Source organism: Spirochaetales bacterium (assembly GCA_016930085.1).
Classification (GTDB): Bacteria; Spirochaetota; Spirochaetia; order SZUA-6; family JAFGRV01; genus JAFGHO01.
The window spans coordinates 1-12,703 of record JAFGHO010000086.1 but is presented as its reverse complement, the minus strand read 5'-3'; the positions used below and the strand labels follow the sequence as shown (position 1 = coordinate 12,703).

At 47.4% G+C, this 12,703-nt stretch carries 12 protein-coding genes; 4 read left to right on the top strand and 8 right to left on the bottom strand.

From position 1 onward, the window contains the following. Position 1: 1 nt before the first annotated feature. On the top strand, positions 2–988 hold the full coding sequence (locus tag JW881_14920) for a PT domain-containing protein (protein ID MBN1698806.1): 987 nt from the start codon (positions 2–4) through the stop codon (positions 986–988). Positions 989–1,003: 15 nt separating this feature from the next. Here JW881_14920 and JW881_14915 read toward each other — a convergent pair whose 3' ends face one another. From JW881_14915 to JW881_14895, 5 genes are all read right to left on the bottom strand, one after another. Next, a complete protein-coding gene (locus JW881_14915) occupies positions 1,004–1,675 on the bottom strand; it encodes a hypothetical protein (GenBank protein ID MBN1698805.1) in 672 nt (223 codons plus the stop codon). Further along, positions 1,665–2,693, bottom strand: a complete 1,029-nt coding sequence (locus JW881_14910; GenBank protein MBN1698804.1) for a hypothetical protein — start codon at positions 2,691–2,693, stop codon at positions 1,665–1,667. The genes JW881_14915 and JW881_14910 overlap by 11 nt, the downstream gene beginning before the upstream one ends. Positions 2,694–2,703: 10 nt before the next feature. After that, a complete protein-coding gene (locus JW881_14905; protein MBN1698803.1) occupies positions 2,704–4,248 on the bottom strand; it encodes a hypothetical protein in 1,545 nt (514 codons plus the stop codon). Positions 4,249–4,398: 150 nt separating this feature from the next. After that, positions 4,399–5,097 carry a class I SAM-dependent methyltransferase gene (locus JW881_14900; protein ID MBN1698802.1) on the bottom strand — a complete coding sequence of 233 codons (699 nt, stop codon included), beginning with the start codon at positions 5,095–5,097 and terminating at the stop codon, positions 4,399–4,401. A 55-nt stretch (positions 5,098–5,152) separates the two neighbouring features. After that, entirely contained in the window at positions 5,153–5,590 is a 438-nt protein-coding gene (locus JW881_14895) for an NUDIX hydrolase (GenBank protein ID MBN1698801.1), read from the bottom strand. Between the two features lie 106 nt (positions 5,591–5,696). Here JW881_14895 and JW881_14890 point away from each other — a divergent pair, with 106 nt between their 5' ends. Next, the gene (locus JW881_14890; GenBank protein ID MBN1698800.1) at positions 5,697–6,554 is read left to right on the top strand and encodes a DUF2817 domain-containing protein; all 858 of its coding nucleotides are present in this window, start codon (positions 5,697–5,699) and stop codon (positions 6,552–6,554) included. Between the two features lie 102 nt (positions 6,555–6,656). Next, positions 6,657–7,244, top strand: coding sequence for a hypothetical protein (locus JW881_14885; protein MBN1698799.1), 588 nt, complete (start codon positions 6,657–6,659; stop codon positions 7,242–7,244). Between the two features lie 4 nt (positions 7,245–7,248). Here JW881_14885 and JW881_14880 read toward each other — a convergent pair whose 3' ends face one another. Together JW881_14880 and JW881_14875 are read right to left on the bottom strand one after the other, a co-directional pair. After that, complete coding sequence (locus JW881_14880; protein MBN1698798.1) at positions 7,249–8,640, bottom strand: right-handed parallel beta-helix repeat-containing protein; 1,392 nt, start codon at positions 8,638–8,640, stop codon at positions 7,249–7,251. 56 nt (positions 8,641–8,696) lie between these two features. Beyond that, complete coding sequence (locus JW881_14875; GenBank protein ID MBN1698797.1) at positions 8,697–10,145, bottom strand: hypothetical protein; 1,449 nt, start codon at positions 10,143–10,145, stop codon at positions 8,697–8,699. Between the two features lie 362 nt (positions 10,146–10,507). On the opposite strand from JW881_14875, the gene JW881_14870 reads away from it, so the two are divergent. Continuing rightward, entirely contained in the window at positions 10,508–11,659 is a 1,152-nt protein-coding gene (locus tag JW881_14870) for a DNA adenine methylase (protein MBN1698796.1), read from the top strand. Between the two features lie 117 nt (positions 11,660–11,776). Here JW881_14870 and JW881_14865 read toward each other — a convergent pair whose 3' ends face one another. Beyond that, entirely contained in the window at positions 11,777–12,319 is a 543-nt protein-coding gene (locus JW881_14865) for a hypothetical protein (GenBank protein MBN1698795.1), read from the bottom strand. Positions 12,320–12,703: the final 384 nt, after the last annotated feature.

Here is a 12,703-nt window from a genome sequence, read left to right as displayed (position 1 = left end):
AATGAAAAAAGTAACATCATTTGTTTCCCTCATCGCTTTAGTATTGGCAGTACTCGCCTGCGACATTGCGGAAGAAAACAAGGGAAGTATCGAACTCGAGATGAGTCTCGAAGATCAGTCGGAAGTACAGGCTGAAGAGACAGCGATTGTCGACTCATATTTCGTCAAGGGAACCGGCGAAAACGGAGAAACCTTTTCTATACGGACAGCAGCCGGAATAGTCGTCATCCCCGACCTCGCTTCAGGCACATGGCACATTGTTGTCACAGCCGTGGACGTCGACGGAAACATTGTGGGAGATGGACAGGGGAGTGCCGCCGTCACGCCGGGGGTCAAAACATCGCTTGTCATTATCATCATTTTCGTACGCCCGACAGCCGTTCCGACATCCCCCCCGACGGCCGAACCCACGGCGCAGCCGACCGCCGCGCCCGTCCCCACGCCACAAATCGTAAAAGACACCGGGACGGTCAGGCTGATCTATTCCACCGACTCAGGGTATGAGGAAATCATCGGCGAAAGCGGAGTGACCTACCGGCCGATCAACCTTCCGGATGATTTCAAGATCGACGGTCTTCGTGTCGCATTCACCGGTTATATCAGGTACATATTTGCAGAAGACGGGATATTGATGATAAAAACGCCATTGCTCGAAATTATCAGCATACGTAAAATCGAACCGGTGCCGTGTTACCGGCTTTCCGTCGCGGACGTCTGTTTACGCGATATACTGCCCACCTACACGGGTACGGATATCTGCATTCATATTGTCCCGGAGCCTGATCTGGATTGTTATCCGTACGGAACCCCGGTCAGGATAAAGGCGCCCGACCTTAGAAATCTTATTCCGTCCACACCTATCGGTCCGGTTATCTATTTCTCGCATTGGGAGGATCAGAACGGTGCGATTATTTCAACGAGTAACCCGCTTGAACTGGTTATGAGAAAAGACATGAAAATTGCCGCGAAATACAAGCTCGCGTGGTGATTTTCCGACGAGTTGTTATCTTCTCCTGTTTCTGTATATTCCTGTTACAAGGAGAATATTGATAAGTAAAAGAAGGATAAGGATACTGTTGAGAATGATAATAATAACCTGAACATTATTATCTTCAGATGCGGTATCCTTTTTTTTCTCTTCGAGTAACCCTGAAATTAAGCTTTCCAGTTTGTTTATATGCTCAGAATCCCGTTTTTCTTTAATCATTGCCAACAGTTCCTGTCTTCGGATAAACTCATCGATTTCCGGGTTTGCAAATTTTTCCCCCGCTTTATCCGTTGTCATACCGCTTTCGTTATCATTTGCCGCTGATTTCATTGATTCCTTTGCGGATTCCAATAAATCAATAACCTTCCCTGATGCTACTGCCGGATAACTTTCAACCCACATCGATATTTCATCAAGCATTTCACTGTCTTTTTTTTCAAAGGTAATTTTAATAAGCTGATAATAGATATCGCGGGACAATTGTCGTATGTCTTCCGGAAGCCCTTCCTCATCATAATATCTTAAAACAAAATTGATATATGAATAGGCTTTCGCGTAATCATTCACAATGAAAAAATCCCTGGCTTTTTCAACATACTTTTCAACAAGGACTTCCTCAGGATACAATAAACATAATGGCATTATCAAAAAGAAAAAAAAGGTAACAACTGCAATACTACTTTTCATTGATACTCATCCCCGCATTAATAACAATTTTTGTATTATTTTCGATATAATCATTGTTGATAATGATAAAATCCGAAATCTCAAAGTTTATCTCGAAGCTGAAAAGCGTTCCTCTGTAAAGACGATAAAAGAGGGCAACGGCACAATCGATTGCCACCTCGGCATATGATGTCAACAGCGAAGCACAATAATAATCGATTGAAGCATTGATACCGAGATCCCGAAGAAAATGCACCCGCCTTAATCCAATTCCGATTACCGGAGAAGGGAACGATGCAAGCAGCACATCCGGGTTAATTGTGTCGCTAAACGTATAGATCCTGTGAGCGAAACCAAGCCGGAGGAAAACCGGAAAATCGATCGAAGACAATGTCGTCGACGAAACAATCCTGTAAAAAAACTCAGTACCTTCTTCCCCATATATAGTGAGGAAAAAGGTATCGAAATCCACTTCAATACCCGTTTCGACGGCAGGAAGAACACAATATATCGAACAGGCGAGAGAGATACCATACGTAAAAAGTATGATGGAATGGTAGAGAAACGGGGTATCATCTTCAGCGTAATATCGCGAGAAAAACTGTGAATAGGTGAACAACGTGCCGACAGGACCAGCCTGCAATGTAAAAAAGAGGGGGAAGGGTTCTATAACCTCTTTTATTGTTTCTTTTTGTTCATCCGGACGATGTATTTCTGCATCTTCTTCTTCCTTTATATATTTATTGATAGACAAATACATATCCTGCGCCTTTTTATTATCAAGGTTGTTAAGCAATACCGTTTCCAGCATCTTTTTACCACGATCATAATTTTTTCCGAGAATAATCTCTTTAACTTTTTTCAGGATGTAATCCTCAATCTCAGTAAAATCGGGGTTGTCCCTGTTCACGGTAAGATAACGGTAAAGGGCGTCATCCTCGTACCGAGCGATTATATCGTCGATATCTTTTTCAAAATCCGCCGCGAAAAGAAAAGAGGGTAATAAAAGTATTATTAAAATAAAGAGTTGCCGTTTCAATTGAAATTAATTAAAAGTATTTTGCTGTAATGGTTGCACTGGCATTCACCTTTATAATCTTTGTCTGGCGGCCTTGACTTTCCAGAACGACGCTCCCTGGCGGCTTTATTTCCCAGTGATCGAAATATTCTGTCGTCTCGTTGCAATTGTTGGGATAACAGTACCATTGTGATGTCGAAATCGAAACGGGCGGATCCGGATTTCTGATAACCCGGTGCCCTCCTTGTGTACAATCTGAATTACTCCAGTAGATGATCGTCAATTTGATATCGGGAACGGGAGTCGGTGTGGCCGTGACCGACGTTGTCGTCGTCGTTGTGACGGCCGCGACCGATGTTGTCGTCGTCGTTGTCGTCGTGGTTGTCGGCGGAAGATCATCCACCGATGCGCAGGCCAGTTCCTTCTTAAAGTCGACTACCTTAAAACTGACGAGTTCATCTTCGTCATAAATTAACCAGTTGAAATAATCGATTCCAATCGATACATCGAATCCGAGATAAAGGCACCACCATGGTTTCCTGGAAATATCGGCATCCAGTTCCAGGTAAACATGTGGCTCGAACCAGGGCGCGAATGTATCATATATCCATATACTGATCGAAGGACCGGCCCAGGCTTTTGCATCCAGTGACGCTTCCAAAGTCGGCGGAGAAAATCCGAACTCATTGGAATAAGAATTATTCGGCTTCCACTTCCCGTTTCGATAAACAGCCCCCAGCTGAAGAACTGACTGCTGATACACACTTGTGCTGACACCTGCACTTATTTCTCCGTCAATTCCAGCTTTTATGGTAATCTCAGGACTCATAACGACCGGAACACATCCTATCATTACGGTATAAGGGCCGTATTTTATCGACGCTATTTTAAATTCCTTATCGATATTACCGTAACAACCTAACTCGACTCCTACTTGCACTCTTTCCTTGAATGCCACATGTACATCTGCGTCAGTGAGTAAAAAATTTTTAATCTTTACAGAAGCATGCAATTTCGGATTAAAACAGACATTTCCCGTCAATGTTACTCCACGCATTATCGCCGTATCGAAATTTATAACAAGGTTGCTTTCAATATCAAATCTGCTTTTCGATTCCGTACTGAAAGAAACACCTTCTCTCAGCGCCTTTTTTTCGATTATTTCATCCTGTTCGAGTATCGTCTCATATTCAAACGATCCATTTTCGATAGCGTCTTCGAGTCTTGCCGGCTCCGTATACACAATGATATGTCCACTCTCTTCATTTTTTCCGGTGACACGCCTTATCATCCCTCTCGGGGTAAGCGGTGTTGCTCCGGAAATGATCACATCTCCCGGTGCAAGTGATTTTATCGTGGCGTCCTCAGAGGAGAATGTGACTGAACTTTTATCATCCGCTATGGAAGTAATCAAACCGGCAGTAGCACCCTCGATCACCTTTGTCGTATCCGGAATACTAGGCGCTTTTCTTTGCCAGTCCCATTCCACGGAACAGCCCGCAACGAACATGAGAATGGCAGTGGCAACAACGACAGATGCAATAATGATTGTTTTCTTTTTGTTTTTTATTTTCATTAATTCCTCCTGATTTGTCCTTTTTTTTTCAACTATAGCAGGTCATCATAGAAATGTCAAATATTTATTCGATTGAAATAGTTTGCAATTTACTTTATTTCTATAAGATACATAAATGATGATAAGCTTGGGTAAAATATAATGCGTCTGTTATTTTTTTTCACACACATACCCGGCAAAAAAATCGGACTTTTTTTCAATTCGAAAGGTGAATCCGGCCTTCCGGATCATCGCCTCGATTATCCAGTCAAAGGTCGAATATTCTTCCCGGATGTGCATCGCCGCCTCTTCTCCCACGTTCTCGTCCCCGAACAGCCCGATTGTCTGCGCGATCCACTCCCCGCATTTAACCCCGTAATCTTCAATGGAAAAGGAAAAGACCACATCCGCCAGATAAAACCTTCCTTCCGGTTTAAGCATTTTATGTATTCTATTGAGTGCTACCGCTTTCCAGAAATCGGGAAGGTGGTGAAGGGCCATTTTGGACATGATGATGTCATACCGCCGCGGCGTCTCGTGACTCAGGAATCCGGTATGCGACCAGGTTATATTCTTCCGGTCCGCTTTCCGGGCTTTTCGCCGCGCGTATGAAAGCATCTTTTCCGAGATATCCGCCGCGGTCACGTGTTTGACATGCCGGGACGCCTCGATCGCGAAGTGGCCGGTTCCCGTACCGATTTCGAGAAGCCGGTCGTCCGGACCGGCTTCGAGTAATCCGAGGATGTATTCCGCTTCCCTGACGTAATCCCTGTGGCGCTGCATGCATTCGTCGTAGGTATCAGCATTCAGGGTATCGGAATAATCGAGACCGATCTGTTTAAACTCGTCGTACATCCATGTCGCTGACATATGTCGTACTCCTTATCCCGTTACTTCCGGTATCGACACATCCGGGAGACGGGATTCAGTGCCCAAAACGAGTTGTTTTCCCGGACCAATAGGTTCCCCGCCGTTCCCTCCACACAAGATAATCGCCGATCACTTTCCGGTGATCGAAGGCGATCCTTTCGGATTCGTCCGGCGGAAGGGCTATCCACCTGAAATCCTTTGCGTCGTCTCCGGCTTCCGGCGTTCCCTTGAAATCCATGACAAACACGACGGAACAGGTGTGCCCCCTCGGATCCCTTCCGGGTTCGGAATATACTCCCAGTATCTCCAACGGCACCGCGTCCACACCGCACTCCTCCTTTATCTCCCGTATAACGGCCTCTTCAACGGTCTCGCCTTCTTCGACCATGCCGCCGGGAAGCGCCAGAAAATCGTGAAACGTGCTTCCGCCGCGGACGATCATAAGCAGCTTTTCGTCTTTCACCATAATGGCATCGACTGCGAGGGTGATCATGGAACAATATGATAACGAAACGATGTTCGAAAGTCAATGACATAAAGGCATATATTGACACTTCGATCATATTCAATTAGCATGCAAGGCGGTTCCGGATGATGTTTTGAAACAGGTTGTATTTTTTATTTGTTTGATACTTCTTTTCGCCTCCTGCACGTGTGTCGGGAACAAACCGGTCGAAGGCTGGTGCGGCTATGACGCGTACGAAAAAAAACGGGACTACCGGCGTATCGTCGACTGCATGGGTTCCCTCGATTCCGGCCATATCGCCGTTACCACGATTGGAAAAACAACGTACGGCGAGGATGCGTACCCCCTCTTCGATGTCTTCTATGACAGAAGCGCCGATGAGACAAAGGACGCCCTGGTCACGGGCGGCGTCCACGGGAATGAACCGGCCGGATTTGAAGCGGTCATCGGCTATCTGAGGTATCTCGACAGGGAAAACCCGCTTTTACATTATCGCGTCCATTTCATTCCCGTCGTCAATCCCTGGGGCTTCATTCACAATTACCGGTATAACGGGAACGGTTACGACATCAACCGGGATTTCAATTCATTTATGACAGAGGAAGCGGCTCTCATAAAAGATTATTTTAAAGGCAAAAAACTTCACCTGATTCTCGATCTCCACGAAACGGGATCAAAAGGCGGTTTTATTTATAATTATTCGGTCTCGAACAGGAAAACGGCGGAAAATCTCATGGCTTATTTATCAGGTAAAAACCTGGCAATCGACAACGGCTACAAAGACCATGACTTTGAAACAAGGGATGGTATTCTTGCCTTCCCCGCTTACCTCGTTCATGTGCAAAGCTGGTTTTCGCGTTCGCCCCTTGCCCATTATTTTTTTATCCACTACAACAAGTGTTCTTTTACATTCGAGTCTTCGGTATATGAATCCATGAAGGAGCGGATACAGGTACACACGAGTGTGATGGAATTCTTTCTGGAAAAATAAAGCCGGAAAAGATACCGAATCTCCGGCAGTTCCCTCTTTCCTCCGTTACATCACACCAAAGAACACTATTGACCCGGTCTTTATAACCGATTAAGCTGAACCATGTTTAATAAAACGAGTATCGCTATCGTCTGTTGTATATTCTCTGCCGCCGCACTCAATGGCATGGAACCCGGTTCCTTTGAGAAAGCCTTTCTTTTTAACGTCCCTTCGCTTCTCCTGGAAGTCCGGACATACAGGGGCGGTATCGGATTCAAGGCAGGCCCCGGTACATGGTTTCTCCGTGGAATGCTGGATGTTATGATAGAAGACGACGGGCAGCCCCCGTCGGTTTTTCTCTTTGGCGCGGCTGTTGCCTATGAACGACATTTCACAACGGGTAAAATCAGCCCGTACTTCGGTGGCGATGCGGGAATCAGTTACCGTTCATCGCGGACGGATATCGCCGGGGGGGACTGGTCCAGTGAAGAAGTCTTTATGCTTGAACTCGGCCCCCTGCTGGGGATCGAAGTCAGATTTATGGAAAACCTCTCCCTTTTTGCAGAATACGAACTGTTGGGAACCCTCGGCTGGCCTTCGGTGACGACCCATACAGGCGGACAGACGGAACATGTAAGCGGAAACCTGCAATGGTCGGTCGACCTGACGCTGGGGAACGCCGGAATGATCGGCCTCTGTATATATTTTTAACGGATCAATAACTCTCGTACGCCCCGATATCGACCCCTTTGCCGCGGGGTCTTAAAACCCCGTTGATATCGGTGAGGGGGCTGTTGACGAGGGTGCCGGTATCGACAGCGGCGGACCCCTTTTTCAACCTGAAATCCCGGTTTGCGGGATCGATAAAAAGTTTTTCAAGCAGAGCAAGGTCCGTGACCGGCAAATTGTTGTCCGCACCGCCCGCGCCCGGATCGAGGGAGACCGAATGAACGATATTATTCTGGATAAGGCAGTCCCGTGAAGGCCGTCCGTCCTTGTGGGCGCCGATCATGATCCATGAAGGGCCGGGGGATTGGCCGGTCGTGTCGATGACCGTGTTGTTGACTATTTTAGTACTGACTGCCCCAAGGAAGGTGATCCCGTGCCAGTGGTCGACCAGGATCAGGTTGTTTTCCACCACCCAGTCGATAAAGAATCCGTCGAAACAGCCGATCCCCTGAAGTCCGCCCTGAAAGGGACGCTCCGGGTCCGTGCAGTTGATGATAATGTTCCCCCTCAAGACCACGCGCTCCCTCGGGGGCTGATTCCGGCTTGCCAGAGACCAGGATTGAAATCCATCGTCATGGTTTTCGTTCACATTGTAATTGTCCCGGACGATATTGTTTTCGAATAGCAGATCGTTTCCGATACCACGCAGGCCGTCGCCCGCAAAATTGGAAACGGTATTGCCGAAAACAACGCCGAAATCGCCGCTGTAGGATATCCCGAAATCGACATTTATAAGTTCGTTATTGCGGATCGTGACATTATTGCCCGACACCGTTATCCCGGAGCAGGCAAGCGAATTCCATTCCTCGAGGCCCCAGCTTTCGGCATTTTCGACGGAATAGACGGTACAGTCTTCGACGGTAATATCATCCACCGGCCCCTGCCAGTCATGGGAGGCAACGCGGATGAGGGTACAGGCTTCCGTATATCCCGGTATCGGCCTGACCGTCAATCCCCGGACGATGATCTTTCCGGCGGCCTGTATGTCCAGGCGGGAACAGACCGGCCGGTGGCCCGTTTCGGCTTCGACGGTAAGATACCGCAGGTTGTAGTATTCGTGCAGTTCGATTTCCCCGTGATTGCCGTCGAGAAGCCGGAGGGTATCGCCCGCCGCAACCGGGGCTCCCGGATTGCGCTCGTAAAGGACATCCCCTTCATCCCAGGGATGATCGGCGAAGGCGTGGGTGCGGATCATCCCGGCTTCGATCACCTCCTGCAGTCCCGGCCAGGGCCGTTCAAACGAACCGTCACCCGCCAGGCTCCCACCGGCGGGATCGAGGTAAAAAACGTTTCCGGGAACCGTTCCGGTGTCCGGGGGAAGGCAGGAGAAAACGGGGAGACAAAAAATAATACTGAAACCTATGAATATATTTCGCATACAAAGACAGTATACCATATAAAAAGGAATCGCGCACCCCGATTCTTTTAAAGCCGCTATTTGAAATACTCCAGACACCGGGCCAGCATGTACTGTACCGCTTTGTCATGGGGATTATATTTGATGATCGCGTTCATTTTCTTGATCGCCTCATCGAGTCTGCCGTCGCAATAGAGTTCCCATGCTTCGTGATACACCTTTTTCGATTTGAGTTTTTTCAGCATGATCGTCTGTTCCTCGCAATCGAGAATTTCATAAAGCGATACGGGGAGTATTTTCCCCGTCACCTGCAGCTGGTCGAGAAAGCGGAAATGAAACATGTCCTTTCGTTCGAGGCTTTCGAGGGTTTCGCCGGTGATGATGATCGAGGAGCCGTATGATTTCGTCAGTCCCTCTATCCTGGAGGCGAGATTGACCGTATCGGAAATCACGGTTTCTTCCATCCGTTCTTCCTCGCCGATGATACCGACGATCACTTCACCGGTATTGACACCCATGCCGATTGTAACGGGGTCCTTGTTTTGCATCGCCCGCTGCTTGTTATACATAGAAATCAGATTCTGGATTTCCACCGCGGCCATGACCGCATGGTCCGATTTTTCCGGAAAGAGGGAAAGGGTCGCGTCCCCGATATACTTGTCGATAAACCCGTGGTAGTGCCTGACCGTGGGCCCGATCAGCTTGAGGAGGCTGTTCAGGAAAGTAAAACTTTCCTGCGGCGACATCTTTTCCGAAATGGTGGTAAACGAGCGGATATCGGTGAACATGACGGTCATCGAGGCCTGCACCTGATCGCTCAGGGTGAGTTCGTCGATGCTTTCCCGCTCGAGCAGCTGGAGAAACTGATGCGGCACGAACCGCCCGAAGGCGATATTCCGTTCTCTCAGTTCCCTGTTCGCGCGCTGCTGTTTTTCGGACTCACTCACGGCCTTTTTGAAAAAAGCGTCGTAGAGGTAGGCAAAGTAATAGACCAGAAAGGCGATTGCCACAAGAATGAAAAGCTCGACAAGAAAAAAGCGCTTGGTGAGAAAGGGAATACTGTCTGAAATGATACTGATAACGATACCGTCGGCCGTCGCCGTCAACAGGACGATAAAGAGAATGATCCGGTATTTCACCAGAATGAGTGCGGCGCAGATGACAAGACCGAAAAAGACGGAAAAATCGATCATCATAAGGCCGAGCAGTTCCTGGTTGCCGAGATAAAAATACTGGGTCGAAAGCACGGAGAGTGACATGATAATGATGAAAAGGCCGATACCGGGCCGTACCTTGCCGAAAAAAAGGAGAATGAGCGGGAAAAGAAGCAATGCGCCCGTTCCCACTCCGATAACGAATGTTTCAAAAACACCCGCGAGGAGTTCGAGCAGGCCGTACGTGGAGAATCCCGCGATAGCGATCACCAGGACCACTTTGGAAACCCAGGAAATCTTTTTCTGAAGCAGAGTTTCTATCGGAAAAACCTCTTCGATATGATTTACCTTCTCTGTATCGGCGTTATTCATACAGGCATTGTCCTTTTCTCCCTTTTTCGATACTCATACCAATGAGGAAGGCGTGATATCGGGATAATACATATACTATGATAAATTTAAAACGAAAAAACCCCGCAATCAAGTAAAAAATAGTAAATTATTCCATCAATACGGCGCGGCTATCTCCCTTCCTCGATTAATTCCCTGACCGCGCCGAATTTATAATTCCTCCCTGAATCGGTGTATCGTCTTGCGGGTTTCGTTATTACTCTAAAGCAGCATACCGGAAAAATCAACTCCAGTCGCCGCGCGGGAGATGCGGGAACATAAGGAGTCGGTTGCCATATCTATCGGTTTGGAATAAGATGGGATAAAAGGAACCGTTCGTAACAATGTTCAAAGACCGATACGATACAATACCTGGCGTCAATCAATTGAGGATACAGGGGGAAGACCCGGCGTACCTAAGGCAGCAGCTTGTCACCTATATCGGCAACAAGCGGGCCCTGCTTGATTTTATCGGGAAAGGCGTCCGGATCGCGGCGGAAAGGCTTTCAAAGACAAAACTGAAAGTGTTCGATGTGTTTTCGGGCTCGGGTATCGTTTCGCGGTATTTCAAGCAGTACGCGGAGCTGCTTCTCGTCAACGACATCGAGCCCTATTCGCAGACCATCAACCGCTGTTACCTCACAAATCGGTCTGACATATCTTTCAAATCATTAGCATCCATTCATACCGATTTGCTCTCCCGGCTGGAAACATTGCCACTCAGGAAGGGTTTCATTACCGAACTTTACGCCCCCAAAAACGACGAGTGTATAAAGCCGGGCGAACGCGTCTTTTACACGAACAGGAACGCGCGGTATATCGATACGGCGCGGCAGTATATCGGGGAAACAGACGAGGATGTCCGGCACTTTTTTATCGCTCCACTCCTCTCCGAAGCCTCGATTCACGCGAATACCGCCGGCGTGTTCAAGGGGTTCTATAAAAACGCGAAAAACGGCATCGGAAGGTTCGGGGGCACCAAAGGCGACGCGCTGAGGAGGATCAAGGGGGCGATCGGACTGCCCTTTCCCGTATTCAGCAGACATGAATGCGAGGTGATTATTCACCTCTCGGACGCGAACGCCCTGGCACCGATGGTCGAAGAAGTCGATATCGCGTATGTGGATCCCCCCTACAATCAACATCCCTACGGCTCAAATTATTTCATGCTGAACCTTATCACCTCTTACCGCAGGCCCGCCAAGACAAGCGAGGTATCGGGTATTCCCGTCTTCTGGAAACGCTCCGATTACAACAAGGCGCATCGCGCGGCGTCGGCCTTACGCGACCTTCTTTTCACCCTGAAAGCGAAATACATCCTTGTGTCGTTCAATTCGGAAGGGTTTACCGGAAAAGACGAGATGACCTCGATGCTCGAAAAAATCGGAAAGGTTGAGACCCTCGAAACCACCTATAACACCTTCAGGGGCTCGAGAAATCTCAGAAACAGGGATATCCATGTTAAAGAATATCTGTATCTGGTTGAAAAGAAGTGAAGTGCCGCATGACGGATTCCGAAAACCGTCGTGATTTTTTGTGAATGATGGAATCGGTCAAAAGGGGGGTGGCCTGGGTGTATTTGTGGAAAGCGGTGAGTGGTTTGTGGATATTTTTTAAAGCCGAAGTATCCAAAATGGTAAAAAATGAGAAGCATAGAGAGAAATTAATATATTTCTCCCCGGTAGATGCTGAATTATCGTAAACAATTGTCGTAAATTCCTTCGAGGGGACTGTTGTAATCTCTTCTCCTCAACACTCCATTGCTTAAATCTTTTTTCGAATTCTTCAATGACTTTATTTCCATATCTCTCCACCATCGCCAAAAACAACTCCAGCAACCCCCTCACCAACTGTGCGATGCTAAAGCAATTCAAATCAGCATGCAGCAGCTTGATCTTCCGATACATATTCTCGGACAAATACACGTGCGCGTGTTCACGCCTTTCATCGGGATCCTCCGATACCGCTCGATAACGGCTCATTCTTTGCCTTCCCCATTTGTGTTCCTTTATAATCAAAGGATCGACGCAGGACAAAATCCCGACAATGATACCGGATAAAGAACGCCTCGAACCGAACAATGTCAGATTGTGCAGCTTCTCTCTCATTCTATCCGTCATGATAAAATGGAATTCATGCGGATCGGATTCTACCATGTGACCCTCCTTGATTAATTATTCTCATACATCATATAACGCTCAAAAAGTGATAGCTGCTTTGATTTTTCTATAATGAGACAAATAAACCCAATAGAATCTTACTATATAATTGATCTATCTCGATAACATCCGGCTTTTTTGCATACCCCGATAGAAAAGAAATCCTGAAGCTTCTTATTTGTTATCATGTTACATGATTACAAATAAGCATTCCGCCGTCAAAATAGTACCGGTTTTTTTGCCGCATACGGCCTTTTCAGCGCAATATAGTGTTAGAAAGAATCCCCGGAAACGGTTACACTCTCAATGAAGACCATTGATATGGAAATGAAAAGGAGGAATATATGGAACTGATCGATTTTTTAACGCTTTCCGTCATGG